Below are 17,744 nucleotides of genomic sequence, written 5' to 3'. Positions count from 1 at the left end.
CGTTGCGTCGGCACGCGGGTCAGGACGTGCCGCCGCCGAGCGCGCGATACAGCGTCATCTGGTTGTTGAGGCGGTTCAGGCGTGTCAGCTCGTCGGCGCTTTGCGCGCCAACGTCGACCTGCTTGAACGCCTGCAGCGCGCCGGTCGCGAGCACCGCGTTCTCGAGATCGCCACGCGTGACGGGCGCGGACAGGTACTGCGGATGCTTGTCGGGCGCGCAGGCCTTCAGCGCGACGCCGGCGGCGATGTGTCTTCCGAGTCATGAGAATGCGGCGAGGATGAAGCGGGTGCCGGCGATGCGTGCGGCCGGGCGGTGTCCTTGTTGCGATATGTGAAAGCGGCGAGCGAAGGCCCGCCCGCGTCGATCCGGCGTTGCGTATCGGCGTCGACGATATCGCGGATCGCGCTGAACAGCGGCGCGGCGTCGGTATAGCGCCGACCGTAGCCGAGATTGAACGCGTAGTCGAAATCGGGCGGATTGCTGCCCTGGTTGTGCTGCAGGATCGTCTCGAGCTTGTCGAGCGCCTTTGCCGCGCGTGCTTCCGGCGTCGCGGCTGCCTCGTATTCATCCCACAGCGCGACGATCTCGTCGCGCAGCGTGCGATCGAGCGACGCCGTCAGCGTCAGCAGGTCGTCGCGTTCGTGCGCGCTTTTGTCCGGGTGCGCGGCCTGTTCGATCGCGGGAATGTCGCCGTGCAGCGCCTCGCCGAGATCGTGGACGACGCACAGTTTCAGCAGCTTCAGCGTATCGATGCCGGGCAGCGCGTCGGCGAACACGAGCGCCATCAGGCACAGCCGCCAGCTATGCTCGGCCGTGCTTTCCGCGCGCCCGGCCGACGTGTGGCCGCTGCGCAGCACGTCCTTCAGGCGTTCGGCTTCGCGCAGGAAATCGAGTCGTGCGTGGATCGTGTCGGGGTTCATGGTCGGAGTCCTTGCGATGAGCCGCCAAGCGTAAGGCGGCCGCGCGCGATTCGTCCACGCATGAAATATGCGCGATGCGCTAGAGCGTTTCGACGAGCCGCGCGGCCGAACCGTCCGACAGCGTCATCCGCGTCCACCGGCACGTGCTGCCACGGATCGGCACGACGCGCGACGCATTCGCGCCGGTGTCGAATTCGACGCTCGGCGGCCCCGCGCGGTCGTGCCAGCCGAGCGTGTCGAGCGCGGCTTCCATGCGGACGATCTCCGGCGTCGCGTAGCGCCACAGCGACGTGCCGAGCAGCATCGAAAGCGGCTGCGAGAACTCGGCCGCGCGCGCCGGCGAACTGGCGAGCAGGCGGTGCGTGAGGTCGCACACGAGATGCATGCGGCCCGCGCTGCCCGCGATGAGCCGCGCGAGCGCGTGGTCGCCCGCGGAATCGAGGCGCGCGGCGAGCAGCCGCTCGGCCGTCGCGCGCTCGTCGGGCGACATCTGCTGGATGCCGGCCTCCCAGCGCGAGATCGTCGATTGCGCGACGCCGAACAGTTCCGCGGCGTGGCTTTGCTTCACGCGGTGCAGTGCGCGCCAGCGCTTGAGTTGCGGGCCGAGCGGTGGCGTGTGTAGTGGCGAGGCGATCATGGCGATGCTCCGGTTGCGGTCGTTGTGTGCGCTCGCGTGTCGCGGGCTGCTGCCACCCGCCTGCAGGGGCGCCGCGCGCGCCTTTACATGATCCGGATGCCGCCGCTTGCCTGGATTGCGATGGCCGCGAACGGCACGAGCACGATGCCGCCCAGCACAAGCACGCCGTCGGCGGCAACCGTGATCGGCGTGGCGAGAATCCGCAGACCCATGCCGACAACGGATGGCGACTCCTTGATGTAAACCGAGTACGGCCGGTTGAACGGCTGCGCGGCCGCCTTGTCCTGCGCGGCGAAGCCTTCCGTCGAATAGCGCTTGCCGTCGATGTCGCCTTCGAGCACGAGACCGGCCGGCGCGGCGGCGAATCCGTCGGCGGCGGCTGCCTGTCGATCGTCTTCCGACGCGTCCTTCGGCAACACGATCCGGTAGTGGCCGGTGACGCTGCCGCCGCTCGCATGAAAGCCCGCAAACGTCGTGCGCAGCGATTTCCGGTAGCCGGACTGCAGTACCGGCCGCAATTGGGCCGGCAGATCGAAGATGTAGTGGTAGCGCGCGCCGAGGACGACCAGTTTGTTGCCGTCCTCGGTAATCATGAATCCGGACACGTGTTCGCTGTATGCGTCGTCCTTGTACAGCTTCGGCGTGAAACAGCCCGACAGCGCGAGGCTGCTCGCGGCCATGCCGGCGGCCAGCAGGCGCCGGCGCGTGATCGATATGCTCATTCTTGTTGTCCCGTCTGGTGCGGTTCGGTTCAGTGGCTTTCGCCCTCGGAAGCTGGATTCTGGCGTATCCGCCGCGTGTTGTCGAACGGGAAATCTGCCATGGCAGCGTTGTCGATCGCACCGCATCCGGCGGCGCGCCGGGACGCCCGTGCCTGCCGAAAACGTTTGCGTCAGGCTTTCACCCGACTCCGCCATATCTTATTATTCGGCCAGAGCGGCGCGTGCCGGCCGCCATCGGTCATGCCGATGGCATGACGCGCCGGCAACGATTGCCGCTTTCCGACCGGCGCGTCGCACGACGCACGGTCGACATAATGGGAAACGCGAGGCCGCGTGTTTCCCGAAAAATGACACGAGGGCGCGATGGTACGACTGGTCTTGCTGCTGCTGGGCATCGAATACCTGCGAACCCGTTGGCGCGGGCTGACCGTGCTGGGCTGGCTGTGGGTCGTCGCGGGCGTCGTCATCTTCGTCGACGCGCTCGACGGCGCGCTGCATTTCCCGATCGAGCTGTTCGCGTGGCTGTTCCTGATCGAGGGGCTCGCGACGCTCGCGGTGGCCGGCAGCGGCGTCGGCGGGCAGCGCATCCTGCGCTACGTGAAGGGGATCGTGGTCGTGGTGGCCGCGGGGCTCGTATTCGCTGGCCATCACCATGGCCATTTCCTGCTGTCGATGATCTTCGGCACGCTGTTCCTCGTCGACGGGCTGCTGCAGTGCACGTCCGCATGGATGGTGCGCTACCGCCGCTGGAACGTCGCGTTCGCGTGGGGTATCGTCGAGATCCTGCTGGCGATCTTCTTCTTCCAGCCGTACCCGACGCATTACGTGGGCACCGTGCCGTACTGCCTCGGCCTGCTGCTGATATTCGGCGGGATGCACATGCTGAGCCTCGCCGCACGCGTGCGGCGGCTCACGCGCAATCCCGCGTTCGCGACGTCGCCCGCGCCGGCGCTCGCGCCCGACCTCGACGATGCGCGCAGCCAGCCGAGTTTCGCGCAGTCCGAATGGGACGGCCCGCCGGCCGACGGCGAGCGCGCGCTCACCGTGCACGTATGGACGCCTACCGGTACGTCGAAGGCCGAAGCGCAGCGCTATCCGGTGATCGACCGCTATATCGCGGCGGTGGACGTCAACGGCGTGATCTCGACCGGGCACGCGGCGCTGGAGTCGCCCGAGGGCATCTATATCAGCCTGTATCCGGGCGTCGAAATCGATCGTTCTCCGGACGAATTCACGCGCATCCTGCGCGCCACGCGCGAAAACGACGTGCCGGGCCTGTTCCAGCCCGACTATGCGACCGAGTCGAAGGCGTGGTGCCCGTCGACCGTGCGTGTGCGCATCCGCAACTACGATCCGGCGAAGCTCGACGCGTTCTGGTCGGCATACCGGCAGAACGTGACGTACAACCTCACGCACCGCAACTGCTCGAGCACCGTGTCGAACGCACTCGAAGCCGCGCTCGACGGCGCGGTGTGGCGGCTGAAGGGCACGCGGGCCGGGTGGGGCGCGTTCGTCCGATTGCTGCTCACGCCCGAGCTGTGGGTCGCCGCACAGATCCGCAAGCGCGCGGTGACGATGGCGTGGACGCCCGGCCTCACGCTCGACTATGCGCGCGCGCTCAGCATGCTTGCCGACCCGCGGCCGTTCGCGTGGTGGAAGGTCGCGCGCTCGGCGGTGAAGGCGATCGTGGCGTCGCGCCGCGCGTGGCGCGAGCAGGACAGCGCGGCGCTGTCGTCCGGCGGATCGGAGGCTGCGTCGATGAAGTGATCGCGTGGCGCCGGACGAGGGCCCGGCGCCGCAGGGCTGCCACCGTGCGGCCCGGCGATGTTGCCCGTCATAAGAACCCACGGATAAACAACAATGAACGAGACGAGCGTTTTCCGCGTCCTGATTCCCGCCGCGCTGGCGCTGGCAAGCGCCGGCCTCGCGCAAGCGAGCGCGGACGAAGTGCCGCGCATGAGCAACGACGTGTACCGAATTTCGGTGTCGTTCTGCTCGAAAGTCGCGGCCACCGAGAAGATCGCGTGCCAGGGCGACATGATCGCCTCAGGCAGCCGGATCGTCGCAGCGATGGGCGGGCTGCCGCCGGCGTCCGCCACGTCGATCGACGAAGGCGCCCGCAGCAAGCTGCCGGAGGAGGAGCGCAACGGGCTCGCGCCGGTCGAGCCGGGTGCGATCGACAAGGACGATGACGTGGCCGGCCTCGCCGGCATGGTGCGCCTGTGCGACGTGTACGAATCAGAGCCGGCGTCGCGCGCGCGGCATCACGCGGCGCTGAAGCTGCAGGCGCCGGATGCCGCGCCGCGCGTCGAGGCGTTGCTGGCGGATGCGTCGACGGCGGCGCGCCGGCGCGTCAGCATCGGCGTGTGGCAGATCCTCGTGCTCGAAGGCCCCGAATCGGTTGCGCGCGCATGCACGCAGCTGGGTGCAGGATCGTGAACGACGGCGTGCCGCCGGAGTGGCGGCACGCGTCGGCCGTGTGCGGGATCGGGCAGGGCACGGCACGAGCGGCTGCGCCCGCGCCTGCTTTTCGCGACGGTTCCGCGCGACATGACGGTGCGTGCCCGCGCCACCGCACATAATTCGTCCACCTTCACATTCGTGCCACGTTGCGGCCGCAACAATCGCGGGCAGACATTCGACAATCTTGCGGCGCATCCCGCGACCGCAAGCCTTTTCCGAGGAAACGCCATGCTCAAGACGCTCGCCCGCGCCGTTGCCGCACTCGCCGTCGCTTCCGCCTCGCTGCCCGCCACCGCGCAGACCAGCTACGACTACCTGTTGCTTGCAGCCTCGTGGGAGCCCGGCTTCTGCGCGTCGCACGACACGCCCGAATGCACGAACCTCGCCGGCTCGTATGCGGCGACGAGCCTGTCGCTGCATGGCCTGTGGCCGAACCGGTACGACGGCAACCAGCCGTTCTACTGCGGCGTGCCGCAGAACGACGTCGACCTCGACAACGCGCACCAGTGGTGCAGCATGGATGCCTACCCGATCAGCAGCGCGACCCGCAACACGTTGTCGACGTACATGCCGGGTGTTGCGTCGTGCCTCGACAAGCACGAGTGGTTCAAGCACGGCACCTGCTCGAACTCGGCGTCGCCCGATGCGTACTGGAACCAGGCGTCCGGCATGATCAGCCGGCTCGGTAACACGTCGTTCAACGCATTCCTGCAGGCGAACGCGGGCAGTACGGTCACGCGTAACCAGTTGCTGTCCGCGTTCGAAGGCGCGTTCGGCAGCAATACGCGCAGCGCGGTGTCGCTGAAATGCACGAAGACGAATGGCGTCAGCTATTTCACCGAAGCGTGGATCGCTGTGAAGACGAATGCGACCACGCAGTTTCCGAGCGCTGCGTCGCTCGTGACGGATGGCAATACGCAGGGCACGTGTCCGACGTCGGGGGTGTATATCGCGAAGTAAGGGGAAGGTAGTCGACGTGCGTGATATCGCGCACGTCGTCGCCGGTTGCGGCTTCGGCGGGATGCCGGACCACAGCAGCCGCGCCGGTTCCGTCGCGTCGAACGGGTGCTCGTGGTCGTCGGGCGTGTCGGGCTGCGCATGCTACGGCGCACGCTCCGTGCGGCATCCGCGATGCGATGCTGGTCGGTGGTCAGTACAGCCAGCAGCGCGCTCCACGCGACGAACAGCCGGGTCCGCTATCCGAGCAGCCGCAATGCATCCGCGAGCGACAACACCGTCGTGCGCGACTCGAAGGCGGTGGAGAACAAATGCTCGTGGACGATCGGGTCCGGGTCGTAGCAGCAGTCCTTGACCGTATACAGGCGGAAGTCCGCGTCACTCGCGTAGGCGATCGACGACAGCATCACGCCGGTCGACGCGATGCCGACCATGATCAGCGAATCGACGCCTTGCGCGACCAGCCGTGCCTGCAGATCGGTGCCGAAGAACACGCTCGCGCGATGCGCGACGATCAGCGGTTCGTCGGGCTGCCGCGCCAGCTCCGGGCACGTGCCGTCGTCGACGAACAGGCCAAGCTGCTTGATGCCTTGGCCGTTCTTGTTGCGCGGGCTGACTTCCGGATAACCGGGGCTGAACCGGAGATTGGCGAACCAGACGCCGATGCCGCCGGCCCGCGCCGCGTCGCAGAGCCGGCGCGTATTGGCGAGCAATTCGGGCGCGACCGACGGAAAGAGCCCGAGGATGTCGGTCTGGTAATGCATGACGAGCAGCGCGGTTTGCGACGGATTGATGGCGGGAACCGGTGCGGAAGCGCTGCCGCCGGGGTTCGCGTGGGCTGCCATTGCGACATTCGATACGTTGTCCGGATTCATGCGTGATGTTCTCCTCCAGTAACCGCTGCGGGGTTTCAGAAAATCGATCGTTCCGTATACGTCGTCAACCACTTCAGCGCCAGCGTGATTGGATTCCGGAATATAAACCCGTATGTGGTTTCTTTGGTACCGAGCGGGCGGGTGAGCGCTATGCTGCATTGGGTGTCGGGGATCGGCCAGGAAGAGACGCTCGTCTATCCCGGCGCGCGGCATTTGAAAGTCGGCGACACCACTGATAGCGGCCTGTCGTTGGAGGATGGGCATCTGACAGGTCATCTGGCTAAGGGGGGGCCAGACCCGCGAATTTTACGTCGTTCTCCAAGCCCCCCACCGAACCAGGCCGTCATCGAACAGACGCGGCGCGATCACTGAGCCAAGCGGTATGATTGGCGGCGTGATTACGACCATAGCTGCCCGGAGACTGGAATTGCTCAAAAACTACCTGAACAAGGACGGTGAGGACCTTTTCGCCTCATTCAAGTCGGATGCAGATCGGGAGTGGACCTGGCAGGTGATTGAGTGCATACGCGAACGTTACCCCGATGCCGATCAGTGGACGACAGGTGGGCCAAACTATAAGTACACCGACTTGCGATTCGGGCGACGCAAGCTCGGCCACTCAGCGTGGCGCGTCAGTTTTCGAATTCGGCTGAGGGCGGGGCGACCGGCTTGTGAGCTTGCCAAATGGCTCTGCAAGGGTTTGGCAGACCGCCCAAGGATGTCGCCCTTGACGCACCCTGACCCGACCGCCATGAATCTTTGGCTCGACGAATCGGCGCCGCGCGTCGCCCCCTACGCGAGCGACCTGATAGGGGAAGGCTACCGGCCGTCTGACTACGGCGCTTCAGCGTCTCCTGACGTCGACCCGGACGAGTCAGATCCAATCGAGCGGACGCCGCGCGGCATACATTCCGATGCCCGCCTGATGAACACCATTCTGTACGGCCCCCCGGGAACCGGCAAGACGTATGCCACCATTGACGAGACATTGCGCATCCTGGATCCTGAGTTGCTGGCGCAGTATCCGGAGCCTGTCGGCAAGGCTGCGGCCGACAGTCTGAATCGGCGTTCTGCGTTTAAGACAAGGTTCGACGAACTGGCTCAGGCCGGGCGCGTGCGCTTCGTCACCTTCCACCAAAGCTTCAGCTACGAGGACTTCGTGGAGGGAATACGTGCGGTTAGCCACAGCAATGGACAAATCAGCTATCAAGTCGTTGACGGGGTGTTCAAGGCGCTTTGCGATCGCGCACGGGGGGCCGCTGCAACCAACACGTCCGTCGAGACTGAGCCTCCCATTAAACTGTCCGGACGCCGCATATGGAAGATGTCTTTAGGCGCGGCTGAAGGCGATGACGCATACGTCTACGATGACTGCATCAGGCAAGGGATGGCGCTGCTGGGCTATGGTTACGCGCTCGACTACACTGGCTGCGCTTCACGAGCGGACGTCTCTGCGCGGATGCGCGAACACGGGTATCAACCCGACATTAACGACTACGCCGCAACAGCGGTCAACACCTTCATAAACGTAATAAAGACCGGCGACCTGCTCGTCGTGACGGATGGGAATCTGAAGTTCCGGGCACTCGGCGAGATCACAGGACCCTACCAACATATCGAACGCGAGGAAGGCGATGATTACAGGCAGTGCCGCGCTGTACGTTGGCTACGGTCCTTTGAGCCGTCCCTGGCCTTCGGCGAATTGATGAACAATCGCTTCAGCCAGATGACGCTCTATGAACTGCGCGACGGCTCAATCGACATGACGAAGCTCGACGCCTTGCTGGCACCGGCGCCGCCACCGACTGGAGCCGACGCGACGCCTTATGTATTGATCATTGACGAGATCAATCGGGGAAATGTTTCGCGCATCTTTGGCGAACTGATTACGCTCATCGAGCCCAGCAAGCGAGCCGGCAATCCAGAAGCGTTGACGGTTACTTTGCCGTATTCGCAGAAGCCATTCACCGTGCCGGACAATGTCCATCTGCTCGGCACGATGAACACAGCTGACCGTTCCCTAATGGGCCTGGATATCGCTTTGCGCCGACGCTTCACTTTCAGGGAAATGGCCCCCCGGCCAGATTTTTTGGATGACGTAGACGTTGCTGGCGTCAACATCGGCCGGATGCTTGCGGTGATGAATGAGCGCATTGAGCTATTACTTGATCGCGACCACATGCTGGGCCACGCGTACTTCATGCCGCTTGCAGCCGAAGGTGGCAACACACTGGAGACGCTGGCTCGAATCTTCAGGCATCAGGTATTTCCACTGCTCCAGGAATATTTCTTCGAGGACTGGGAGCGAATCATCTGGGTGTTGAACGATCATCGCAAGGCAGACGAATTGCGCTTCATCCGACAGCGCGGCGCGCCACTTGCTCAACTTTTTGGTGCGGAGCAGGTCGGCATGCTGCGCGAAAAACGTTGGGAAGTGAACACAAAAGCCTTCGACAACGTTGAAAGCTATACGGGCATCCTATCGACCGAAGCATGAGCGCACGCACGCTGATTGTCCGTGAATTCGCTCGTTTAACAACGGGCGCTGTGTCCACGTCGCTAGATCAGGCGCAAGTTACGAATGCCGACTTCGAATGGCTATGCGAGATTTCGGAGCGTATGCGCGGGCAAACGGGCGCACAAGTCCTGCATGTCGAAAGCCGGCGGTGGCTACGTCTGGACAATTATGTCGGCGTACTCGAATCGCCTGGCGGCCTGCGTCTCGAGGTCCTGCCCAAGTATGTAAGCCGCGCCGACACCGGGACTGTCGAGAAAGCCCGATCATTACTGCGCCGCATGCTTGAAGTGGCAATGGAAATTAAGCCGCGCGAAGGCGACGAGGCTGCCCTTCAATGCTTTGATCACCCCATCAACGAGTGGGTGATGCGACGGTTTCTACATGCTCTCGAACATGTGATCAAACGAGGCGTGAGACACGACTATCTTCGTATCGAAGAAGAACAGCGCTATTTGCGCGGCCAACTGAATATCGCAAAGCAAATGCGCGCGTCGCCTGCTCGCGCCGATCTGCTGAACACCCGGCATGACGTGTTTTCGCCAGACCGTGCCGAAAACCGGCTACTCAAGTCCGGGTTGCTACGCGTGAGTAAAAGCACCCGGGATGCCGACAACTGGCGACTCGCCAATGAACTGCTGCACATCCTTCACGAGATCCCTGCCAGTCGAAACGCGTCGGCGGATTTCCGGGCGTGGCGCACGGACCGCCTGATGGCGCATTATGTCCAGGCTAGGCCCTGGTGCCAGATCGTGTTGGGCGACCAGGTCCCGTTGGCGATAGCCGGTGAGACGCAAGGGATCAGTCTGCTGTTCCCCATGGAGAAGCTTTTCGAACGTTACGTAGGCCACGCGTTGCGTATGCGCTTGCCTGTGCGCTACCGACTGACGGAACAAGGTTCGCGGCACTGGCTCTGCAACCATGACAGCACTGGCATCTTCAAACTCGAACCGGATTTCTTGATCGAGGGCCCAGATGCCGCCAGGATCCTCGACGCCAAGTGGAAACTGATTGACGGAGCGGACCGTGCCAACAACTATGGGCTCAAACAGGCCGATTTCTATCAACTCTATGCCTACGGCCAAAAGTATCTCGGTGGCGTTGGCGAATTGACCTTAATCTATCCGCGCACGCGGCAGTTCGAGGCAGCGCTTAACCCGTTCTATTTCACACCCGAGTTGCGCTTGCAAGTATTGCCGTTTGACCTAGACACTGCAACACTACATGGTCTGGATTCGCTGGCGCCGGGCTCTGAATTTCCCCAAGTTCTTTAGCATAGTGAGCCTCACCGCCCGTGGAGTCTGCTTACCGGCGATTCGATACACTCGACGTCAGACGATCACCTTCTGGCGTTCCAATGCCCCCGAGTCGTCCGCCGTATGGAAAACGTCACTTGAGGGCGGAACACGCTAGTAGCAGCAGCGAGGTAGGCTTGGATGGGCGCTATGCGCTAGAGAACAGCCGTTCCTGGTGTGCTAACGTGAAGGACCGCTCCGGGTCGGTTGCCGCCGATCGCGATCAACGACAACCACCGAATCGATGCGGAGCCAGTATGGAGCACCGGGGTTAATAGCACGTGATTGCGGCGCTATCCGCGTTTGCGCAGCGGCTCGAGTAAGCCTCTTAGGCCGTTATGGTCCATTTCGTGCATCAGCGCGAGCTGCCGGCCGAGCTCGCCTCGGGGGAACCCTTCGCGGGCCAACCAATTGAGGTAATGCCCGGGTAGATCGGCGATGAGTCGGCCTTTGTATTTTCCGAAGGGCATGGTGACGGTGACAAGGCATTCAAGGTCTGGAACTCGCATGCGGTATTGTGCACGGCTTTCCGCTCTCGTACGCTTGCCACGGCCCGCCACGGCGCTCTCACCGTGTGCCGACCGATCCAAGACGACTGAAGCCGGCCGAGCCTAACGGTAGGAATGCCCCATCGTTGATTTCTAGTGGCGAGAGGCGATCGGCTTCTGGGCTCACGTGTGGCGGCCTGCGGCCAAAATCCAACGCTCGGCCGGATTGTCATAACGACCGGCCACGCCGGAATAGCAGCCAAAGCGATAAATAACCGTAAGCCGGCATTGATCGACGCTCGCCAGCGCCGAGGCGGGGAGAGCGCTGCGGATTGCCCGCCTTGAGCGCGGCATCGGCCGGTGACCTTCGTTGGCTGTCGACTTCCCGGTCTACGAATGAATGGTTTCGCCGCGATTCAGCATGTCGATGAACTCTTCGATCTTGCGCACCCGTGTCGCGGGCTTTTTGGCGTTCTGTATCCGAAACAGGATGGCGTAGCGGTTTCGGCCGTTCAGCGTCGAAAAGAACGCACTGGCCTTGGGATTGGCATCCAGTGCGGCCTGCAGGTCGTCCGGCACGACCGAGTTGCTGGCGGACGTATAGGCAGCCTCCCAGCGGCCATCCTGTTTGGCTTTCTCGATTTCCCGCATGCCCGAAGGCAGCATTCTGCCTGCGGCGATCAGCGCTTCGGCCCGGTCTTTGTTGAGCCTGGACCAGATGCTTTTTGCGGAGCGTCGAGTGAAGCGTTGCAACCAGTATGCTTCGCTTTCAGTTTGCTTTTGACCGTCGATCCAGCCGTGACAAAGGGCACTTTCCAGCGCCTGTTCGTAAGTCAAGGTGGGTTGCCCGGCGCCTTTTTTGGCAAGACGCAGCCATATCCCGGTCGAGGTATCGCCGTTTTGCGTCAACCAGCCTTCCCATTCGTTCTGGTCACGGAATGTCAGACGAGGCTCAGTCATGGTGCGATCCGGATGGTTGCGTTCAGGCAGCGACGCTTTTTCGTTCACTGAAACTTCGCAGGCTACCGATTTTCTCGGATTTGGAAATACCCGATTTATCGGTAATTCAGCGCGTATTCCGTCGGCGGGAAGATGGAGGTCTTGCCTGGCGGGGCATCCAGTTGACCGGTTCTTCCCCGCCTCAAAAAATCGACCGCCCCGTATAAGTCGTCAACCACTCCAACGCCAACGTGCTGGCACTCTGGGAATATAAACTCACATGTAGTTCCTTCGGCATCTACCGGACGGGCGCGCGCTGCGCCGCCTTTGACGTCCGGGGTCGGCCATATGCTGACATGAGACGTGCAGACTCCCTAGTGGTAATGACCCAGCGACAGCGGATGACGGGCCTCCAACTGGAGGGCCACTGTGAGCGCGTACCGCTCCGAGGTGGTCTGTTGCTAGGAAGCCGTTCTCCCACATCATCTGTTCAATATCTGTTGAAATTTTGTCGAAATATTTTTGTCAATCGGTCAGGAGCAGCAGAGGGAGCATCACTTGCTTGATCAAGTAGCCACGTCTCGATTGGCGATGCTGCTGCCTCGATGTCTGCCAGACGGAAGTAGCTCCACGGCTACTATCGGTAAAAATTGGGGAATTGGATGACTATTCGGTATTTGACACGATAAAATAGCTATCTGATCAACCCACATGTCTTAGATCCCTGCAGGTGACTATAGGAATATGACCATGCTCAAGAAAGAGATTGAAGCTTCACAGCGGAAGGTTCGCACCGATGCATATCAAATGTCGGTTGGCGAAATTGTCAGCATGTACAAAGAGGGGGATCTGATTATTGATCCGGAGTTTCAGCGTCTCTTTCGATGGGAGTTGGGGCAGAAATCAAAATTAATCGAGTCACTGCTTTTGGGAATTCCGCTGCCGCCGATTTTTGTTTTCGAAAAAGAAGATGCAAAATGGGAACTGATCGATGGATTGCAGCGGACGTCGACCATTCTTGAGTTTATGGGTCTTCTCAAGGACCCGGACGACGGCGGGCTACCGCCGTCATACCTTGAGGCGACAAAATATTTGCCGTCACTCAAGAACGTTGTTTGGGAGAAAAGTGATCGTATTCCTGATTTGGATATCAACGATCAGAGTGAGTTGGATAAATCAATGCAGCTCGCGATTCGCCGTGCACGAATCGGCGTCGAAATTCTCAAGCGTCCAAGCGACAACCATACAAAGTATGATCTTTTTCAAAGATTGAATTCTGCTGGAACGCCAGCAAATGCGCAGGAGTTGAGGAATTGCGTCATTATTATGGTGAATGCTGACTATTTTGCTCGCGTCAAAAAATTGGCGGAACGAGACTCTTTCCTCGAAGTCATAAATGCGACGGAAGAGCAAATGGAGCGACAGAGACATCTCGAGTATATCTCGCGATTTTTGACACATACTTTCGTTCAATACGACGGAGGTCTCGATGTTGAAGAATTTATTGACGAGGGTATGCAATTTTTGGCGGAGGAAAATACTCCAATTCAGCAGTCTAAAGTCTTCGCATGGACCTTTGATTTATTGCACGGAATCGCCGGCGGAGATGCATTGCGACGGATCGAGAATGGTAGGCCTACGGGTCGCATTGGGTTGGCTGCATTCGAGTGCATAGCAATTGGAGTGGGTCAAAATTATAAGGCGATCCGGGCATTGCCGAACGCGGCCGAATTTGTTAAAGAAAGAATTAAGCAATTTTGGGGGGCGCCTGAAATAGATCGCTTCTTCGCGCCTGGGCTGCGTGGAACAGTGAGAATTCAACGCACGATTCCTTTCGGAGAGGGGTGGTTTCAGCCATGAGTAAGGTATACACCGAAGAGGAGTTTTCCAATTTGCTCGATGGTAATTTGGTGGGGCGTATACGGGAATTATCTGATCTGAAATCAGCTGTATTCGGTTCGAATTATGCGACACGTGACGTTCTTCTCAAGGCGGTTGTCGCGTTATCATATGCGAACTGGGAGGGATTTGTTAAATTCAGTGCTCAGCGCTATTTTGATTTCATTGTTGCAAGGCGGTTACCTTTCAGTCGATTGAATCCGCAGTTCTACAAAAATTCATTTTTGGCGCGCTTGAATGGTCTGTCGACAAACAAAGTTAGTTTGACTGAGAGGTGTGCGCTGGTAGATGATATTTTGGGGTCGCGAGATAAGGGTTTTAGATTTGTAAACAAGGATCTCATAAATACAGGTTCAAATCTTAAATTCTCTGTTCTTCAGGATATTTGTGCTGTGTGTGGATTGAGTTGGGAGAAATTTTCTGAAGAGGAGGATTTTATAGATAGAATATTATTGAAGAGGAGAAATGCCATAGCTCATGGCGACGAGGCTGAGGTCGCAATTGGTGAGGTTGAGGACATTATCCAGCGAACTGTGGGCTTGATGCGTCATTTTAAAAATGAGTTGGAGAATGCGATCTATTCGAAATTCTATCTGGCTGCTTAATGTCATTAAAATCTGACGCGGACGCGTAGTGTTCAAGTGGCTCGTCATTTGATGGGGGTAGTCAACTGCCGTCAAAATGAGATTTATTTGTATCAACGTTCGCTTGTGCGAGGTGAATGCGCTTCGGCAGACTTATGGGAACCCTGTCGATGCGAAAAGATCGCTCCCAATGTCCGATTGCTGGGCGAAAGCAGTCACATAATCGATTTATGCCGAATGGCCATGACGGGACGATCTCCAACAAAGGATAAGTTTTCCGTCTAGTGTGCCAAATGGATTTGTCTCCATTGCAATGAATGGGTTGCGCTTAACTTCGACACTTCAAAAGATCGACCGCCCCGTATACGTAGTCAACCATTCCAAAGCCCTGGTCCCCGCCAGCGAATTCCCATTAGCATCGAGCCCCGGCGCCCACACGCACACGGCCATCTCCCCAGGCAGCACCGCGACGATCCCGCCGCCGACGCCGCTTTTCGCGGGCAGCCCGACGCGATACACGAAATCGCCGGCCGCGTCGTAGGTGCCGCAGGTCAGCATCAGCGCCGACAGCCGCTTCGCGGAACTCGAATCGACGATTCGCTCGCCGGTCACCGGCGCGACGCCGCCGTTCGCGAGGAACAGCGCGGCGCGCGCGAGCTCGACGCAGTTCATCGTGATCGCGCACTGGCGGCAATACGCATCGACCACCGTATCAGGAGGCATCTGCATGTTGCCGAAGCTCGCCATGAAATGCGCCATCGCGCGGTTGCGCTCCGCGTGCTGCAACTCCGACAGCGCGACGCGCGAATCGTAGTCGATATCCGTCGCGCCGATCAGCCGCCGCACGAATTCGACGAGCGCCGTCTCGGCCCTCACGAAACGGCGGCACAGCACGTCGGTGACAACCAGCGCGCCGGCGTTGATGAACGGATTGCGCGGCTTGCCGCGCTCGCTTTCGAGCTGCACCAGCGAATTGAACGCGGTGCCGGACGGCTCGCGGCCGACCCGCTCCCACAGCGCATCGCCCAGCAACTGGAACGCGAGCGTGCACGCGAACAGCTTCGAGATGCTCTGGATCGAGAAGCGCTCGTACGCGTCGCCGACCGTGTAAACGTTTCCGTCGAGCGTCACGACGGCCATCCCGAACTTGTCGGCGGGGATTTTCGCGAGTTCGGGAATGTAGTCGGCAACCCGTCCCTGGCCAATCCAGGGGGTGAGTTCGGTGTGGATGCGTTCGAGGATCGTCTGGTAATTCATCACGTCAGGCAGGGTGGATGCGTGGCCCGGATTCCGGCGAGCCCGTATGGAACCGTCCCGGCGCCGATTCGTCAAGCGCGCTCGGCATCGCGCCCTTATTTTTGAGACAGGCAAACGGGCGATCGGCGGGCGCAGTATCATGCGGTACGTTTCGGCCGATGGCCGGCGTCCGGCACCGGCCGGCGCCGCCGCGGCTACCCCGATGACCCGACCGTTGCCCATGTCTTTTCGCATCCTGCTCGTCGAAGACGACACCCGCCTGTCCACGCTGATCGCCGGCTACCTGCGCAAGAACGACTATGAAGTCGACACTGTGCTGCATGGTGACGCCGCGGTGCCGGCGATCCTGTCCATTCGCCCCGATCTCGTGATTCTCGACGTGAACCTGCCGGGCAAGGACGGCTTCGAAATCTGCCGCGAGGCGCGCAAGCAGTACGACGGCGTGATCATCATGGTGACGGCGCGCGACGAGCCGTTCGACGAGCTGCTCGGCCTGGAATTCGGCGCGGACGACTACGTGCACAAGCCGGTCGAACCGCGCATCCTGCTGGCGCGGATCAAGGCGCAGCTTCGCCGTGCGCCCGTGCGCACGCCCGAGAGCGCCGCGTCGCAGCCGGAGCGCTACGCATTCGGCAAGTTCTCGATCGACCGCACGGACCGCACCGTGGTGCTGCCGGACGGCAGCACGCCCGATCTGACGTCGGCGGAATTCGACCTGCTGTGGGCGCTCGTGTGCCATGCGGGCGAAGTCGTCAGCCGTGACGACCTGATGCTGCAGTTGCGCGGCGTCGAATTCGACGGCCTCGACCGCACGATCGACGGGCGCATTTCGAAGCTGCGTCGCAAGCTGCGCGACGACGCGAGCAACCCGCAGCGGATCAAGACGATCCGCAGCAAGGGTTACCAATTCAGCAAGCACGCGTGGGAATGACGCCGCCGTCAGGCGACGCCGTCACGTTCCGCGCGGGCATTCCGCCCGCCGGCCGGGAGCCGCGATGATCCGACGAACCCTTTCGCACCCCGATGCACCGCCGTTGTCGACGCTGCGCTATGTCAGATGGCGCTGGCTGCATTTCCGGCGTGCGTGGACCGATACGCGCGCCGACCGTATTCCGAGCTGGTCGCGCCTCTACGTGCGCACCTACCTGCATCTGCTCGGCCTCGTTCTGCTGACTGCGCTCGTGCCGGCGCTCGCACTGTGCGTCGAATTGTCGCCGCAGGTCGTGTGGCATGCGTTCGACTCGCTGCCGGGCGACATCTGGATCGTGCTCGCGTTCGTGTTCGCCGCGCCTGCGCTGGCCGCATACCGGTGGATGCGGCCGGTCTGGTCGGATCTCGTGATGGTGCGCGAGCGCGCGATCGACTTCACCGGCGGACGCTTCAACACGCGCGCACGCGAGTCGCACAGCGTGATCATCGGCCCGCTCGCGCGCACGCTGAACGCGCTCGCGATGCGCATGGAGCGGCTGATCGCCGCGCAGCGCGATCTCACGAACGGCATCTCGCACGAGCTGCGCACGCCGCTCGCGCGCGTGCGCTTCGCGCTGGAGATGCTGCGCGAGCCTGCTTCCGCGGCCGAATACCAGGGCGCGCTCGAGAGCATCGCGCAGGACGTGACCGAGCTCGAGGAACTGATCGACATGAGCCTCACGTTCGCGCGGCTCGAATACAGCTCGTTGCAGTCGAATCTCGAGATGACCGCGCCCGTCGCGTGGTTCGAGCACCAGGTCAACGACGCGCAGCTGCTGTATCCGGAACGCGCGATCGAGTCGCGCATCGCGATCGCATCGGACCTGCGCGTGAAGATGGACCGGCGGCTGATGTCGTACGCGATGCGCAACCTGCTGCGCAACGCGAGCAAGTATGCGCAGGCGCGGATCGTCGTCGGCATCGCGATCGAGCACGGCAACATCGCGATCTTCGTCGAGGACGACGGACCCGGCGTGCCGGAGCAGGAGCGCGAACGGATCTTCGATGCGTTCGTGCGCCTCGACCGCCGCACCGGCGGCTATGGGCTCGGCCTGTCGATCACGCGGCAGGTGCTCCACGCGCACAACGGCCGGATCGCGGTCGTCGATCCGGTGGAGCTTGGCGGTGCGCGCTTCGAGATCAGCTGGCCGATCGGCACGGCGCGCACCGCGGCCGGCCCCGCGCACTGACGCCGCGCGCGCCGGGGTGGCCCGCGCGGCGCC

General features: G+C 61.7%; 16 protein-coding genes and 1 pseudogene. 9 read left to right on the top strand and 8 right to left on the bottom strand.

Features of this window, described 5'->3' with window-relative positions; translation table 11 throughout:
• Window positions 1-76: 76 nt before the first annotated feature.
• From OEJ37_RS34915 to OEJ37_RS10395, 4 genes and pseudogenes are all read right to left on the bottom strand, one after another.
• A pseudogene (locus tag OEJ37_RS34915) lies at window positions 77-247 on the bottom strand (efflux transporter periplasmic adaptor subunit); the annotation flags it as partial.
• Window positions 226-921 (bottom strand): HD domain-containing protein, encoded by a 696-nt coding sequence (locus OEJ37_RS10405; protein ID WP_411859254.1) that lies wholly within the window; start codon window positions 919-921, stop codon window positions 226-228. The gene OEJ37_RS10405 and the pseudogene OEJ37_RS34915, both read right to left, overlap by 22 nt.
• Window positions 922-1,000: 79 nt before the next feature.
• Complete coding sequence (locus OEJ37_RS10400; RefSeq protein WP_175918411.1) at window positions 1,001-1,558, bottom strand: helix-turn-helix domain-containing protein; 558 nt, start codon at window positions 1,556-1,558, stop codon at window positions 1,001-1,003.
• An 83-nt stretch (window positions 1,559-1,641) separates the two neighbouring features.
• Window positions 1,642-2,280 (bottom strand): hypothetical protein, encoded by a 639-nt coding sequence (locus OEJ37_RS10395; RefSeq protein WP_175918410.1) that lies wholly within the window; start codon window positions 2,278-2,280, stop codon window positions 1,642-1,644.
• A 363-nt stretch (window positions 2,281-2,643) separates the two neighbouring features.
• Between OEJ37_RS10395 and OEJ37_RS10390 the strand changes: the two genes are divergently transcribed.
• The 3 genes from OEJ37_RS10390 to OEJ37_RS10380 all read left to right on the top strand — a co-directional run bounded on the left by OEJ37_RS10390 (window position 2,644) and on the right by OEJ37_RS10380 (window position 5,703).
• On the top strand, window positions 2,644-4,047 hold the full coding sequence (locus OEJ37_RS10390; RefSeq protein ID WP_263344210.1) for an HdeD family acid-resistance protein: 1,404 nt from the start codon (window positions 2,644-2,646) through the stop codon (window positions 4,045-4,047).
• 93 nt (window positions 4,048-4,140) lie between these two features.
• Window positions 4,141-4,719: a hypothetical protein gene (locus OEJ37_RS10385; RefSeq protein WP_263344209.1), complete on the top strand. Its 579-nt coding sequence runs from the start codon at window positions 4,141-4,143 to the stop codon at window positions 4,717-4,719.
• 252 nt (window positions 4,720-4,971) lie between these two features.
• On the top strand, window positions 4,972-5,703 hold the full coding sequence (locus OEJ37_RS10380; RefSeq protein WP_175918407.1) for a ribonuclease T2: 732 nt from the start codon (window positions 4,972-4,974) through the stop codon (window positions 5,701-5,703).
• Between the two features lie 236 nt (window positions 5,704-5,939).
• Here OEJ37_RS10380 and OEJ37_RS10375 read toward each other — a convergent pair whose 3' ends face one another.
• The gene (locus OEJ37_RS10375; RefSeq protein ID WP_174417472.1) at window positions 5,940-6,575 is read right to left on the bottom strand and encodes an isochorismatase family cysteine hydrolase; all 636 of its coding nucleotides are present in this window, start codon (window positions 6,573-6,575) and stop codon (window positions 5,940-5,942) included.
• 427 nt (window positions 6,576-7,002) lie between these two features.
• On the opposite strand from OEJ37_RS10375, the gene OEJ37_RS10370 reads away from it, so the two are divergent.
• Window positions 7,003-9,072, top strand: coding sequence for an AAA family ATPase (locus OEJ37_RS10370; RefSeq protein ID WP_244130696.1), 2,070 nt, complete (start codon window positions 7,003-7,005; stop codon window positions 9,070-9,072).
• Window positions 9,069-10,364 carry an McrC family protein gene (locus OEJ37_RS10365; protein ID WP_175918406.1) on the top strand — a complete coding sequence of 432 codons (1,296 nt, stop codon included), beginning with the start codon at window positions 9,069-9,071 and terminating at the stop codon, window positions 10,362-10,364. The genes OEJ37_RS10370 and OEJ37_RS10365 overlap by 4 nt, the downstream gene beginning before the upstream one ends.
• Window positions 10,365-10,678: 314 nt before the next feature.
• Here OEJ37_RS10365 and OEJ37_RS10360 read toward each other — a convergent pair whose 3' ends face one another.
• Window positions 10,679-10,894 carry a DUF3820 family protein gene (locus OEJ37_RS10360; protein WP_174417466.1) on the bottom strand — a complete coding sequence of 72 codons (216 nt, stop codon included), beginning with the start codon at window positions 10,892-10,894 and terminating at the stop codon, window positions 10,679-10,681.
• Window positions 10,895-11,263: 369 nt separating this feature from the next.
• Window positions 11,264-11,833: a YdeI/OmpD-associated family protein gene (locus OEJ37_RS10355; RefSeq protein ID WP_175944312.1), complete on the bottom strand. Its 570-nt coding sequence runs from the start codon at window positions 11,831-11,833 to the stop codon at window positions 11,264-11,266.
• 729 nt (window positions 11,834-12,562) lie between these two features.
• On the opposite strand from OEJ37_RS10355, the gene OEJ37_RS10350 reads away from it, so the two are divergent.
• Together OEJ37_RS10350 and OEJ37_RS10345 are read left to right on the top strand one after the other, a co-directional pair.
• Window positions 12,563-13,672: a DUF262 domain-containing protein gene (locus OEJ37_RS10350; RefSeq protein ID WP_175918405.1), complete on the top strand. Its 1,110-nt coding sequence runs from the start codon at window positions 12,563-12,565 to the stop codon at window positions 13,670-13,672.
• Window positions 13,669-14,316: an MAE_28990/MAE_18760 family HEPN-like nuclease gene (locus OEJ37_RS10345; RefSeq protein ID WP_175918404.1), complete on the top strand. Its 648-nt coding sequence runs from the start codon at window positions 13,669-13,671 to the stop codon at window positions 14,314-14,316. Before OEJ37_RS10350 ends, OEJ37_RS10345 begins: the two co-directional genes overlap by 4 nt.
• 321 nt (window positions 14,317-14,637) lie before the next feature.
• Here the strand turns inward: OEJ37_RS10345 and OEJ37_RS10340 are convergent, their stop codons facing one another.
• On the bottom strand, window positions 14,638-15,552 hold the full coding sequence (locus OEJ37_RS10340) for a glutaminase (protein WP_263344208.1): 915 nt from the start codon (window positions 15,550-15,552) through the stop codon (window positions 14,638-14,640).
• Between the two features lie 220 nt (window positions 15,553-15,772).
• Here OEJ37_RS10340 and OEJ37_RS10335 point away from each other — a divergent pair, with 220 nt between their 5' ends.
• Both OEJ37_RS10335 and OEJ37_RS10330 read left to right on the top strand, forming a co-directional pair.
• The gene (locus OEJ37_RS10335; RefSeq protein ID WP_174420868.1) at window positions 15,773-16,483 is read left to right on the top strand and encodes a response regulator; all 711 of its coding nucleotides are present in this window, start codon (window positions 15,773-15,775) and stop codon (window positions 16,481-16,483) included.
• Window positions 16,484-16,547: 64 nt separating this feature from the next.
• A complete protein-coding gene (locus OEJ37_RS10330; RefSeq protein WP_175918403.1) occupies window positions 16,548-17,711 on the top strand; it encodes an ATP-binding protein in 1,164 nt (387 codons plus the stop codon).
• The last annotated feature ends 33 nt before the right edge of the window (window positions 17,712-17,744 follow it).

Origin of the sequence: Burkholderia sp. BKH01, from assembly GCF_025685725.1 — a bacterium.
GTDB classification, from domain to species: Bacteria; Pseudomonadota; Gammaproteobacteria; order Burkholderiales; family Burkholderiaceae; genus Burkholderia; species Burkholderia pyrrocinia_C.
This window is presented reverse-complemented; position numbering and strand designations above follow the sequence as displayed.

Coding starts and splice junctions, on each gene's coding strand:
- OEJ37_RS10405 (WP_411859254.1), bottom strand. CDS start 921: ATGAACCCCGACACGATCCACGCACGACTCGATTTCCTGCGCGAAGCC.
- OEJ37_RS10400 (WP_175918411.1), bottom strand. CDS start 1,558: ATGATCGCCTCGCCACTACACACGCCACCGCTCGGCCCGCAACTCAAG.
- OEJ37_RS10395 (WP_175918410.1), bottom strand. CDS start 2,280: ATGAGCATATCGATCACGCGCCGGCGCCTGCTGGCCGCCGGCATGGCC.
- OEJ37_RS10390 (WP_263344210.1), top strand. CDS start 2,644: ATGGTACGACTGGTCTTGCTGCTGCTGGGCATCGAATACCTGCGAACC.
- OEJ37_RS10385 (WP_263344209.1), top strand. CDS start 4,141: ATGAACGAGACGAGCGTTTTCCGCGTCCTGATTCCCGCCGCGCTGGCG.
- OEJ37_RS10380 (WP_175918407.1), top strand. CDS start 4,972: ATGCTCAAGACGCTCGCCCGCGCCGTTGCCGCACTCGCCGTCGCTTCC.
- OEJ37_RS10375 (WP_174417472.1), bottom strand. CDS start 6,575: ATGAATCCGGACAACGTATCGAATGTCGCAATGGCAGCCCACGCGAAC.
- OEJ37_RS10365 (WP_175918406.1), top strand. CDS start 9,069: ATGAGCGCACGCACGCTGATTGTCCGTGAATTCGCTCGTTTAACAACG.
- OEJ37_RS10360 (WP_174417466.1), bottom strand. CDS start 10,894: ATGCGAGTTCCAGACCTTGAATGCCTTGTCACCGTCACCATGCCCTTC.
- OEJ37_RS10355 (WP_175944312.1), bottom strand. CDS start 11,833: ATGACTGAGCCTCGTCTGACATTCCGTGACCAGAACGAATGGGAAGGC.
- OEJ37_RS10350 (WP_175918405.1), top strand. CDS start 12,563: ATGCTCAAGAAAGAGATTGAAGCTTCACAGCGGAAGGTTCGCACCGAT.
- OEJ37_RS10345 (WP_175918404.1), top strand. CDS start 13,669: ATGAGTAAGGTATACACCGAAGAGGAGTTTTCCAATTTGCTCGATGGT.
- OEJ37_RS10340 (WP_263344208.1), bottom strand. CDS start 15,552: ATGAATTACCAGACGATCCTCGAACGCATCCACACCGAACTCACCCCC.
- OEJ37_RS10335 (WP_174420868.1), top strand. CDS start 15,773: ATGTCTTTTCGCATCCTGCTCGTCGAAGACGACACCCGCCTGTCCACG.
- OEJ37_RS10330 (WP_175918403.1), top strand. CDS start 16,548: ATGATCCGACGAACCCTTTCGCACCCCGATGCACCGCCGTTGTCGACG.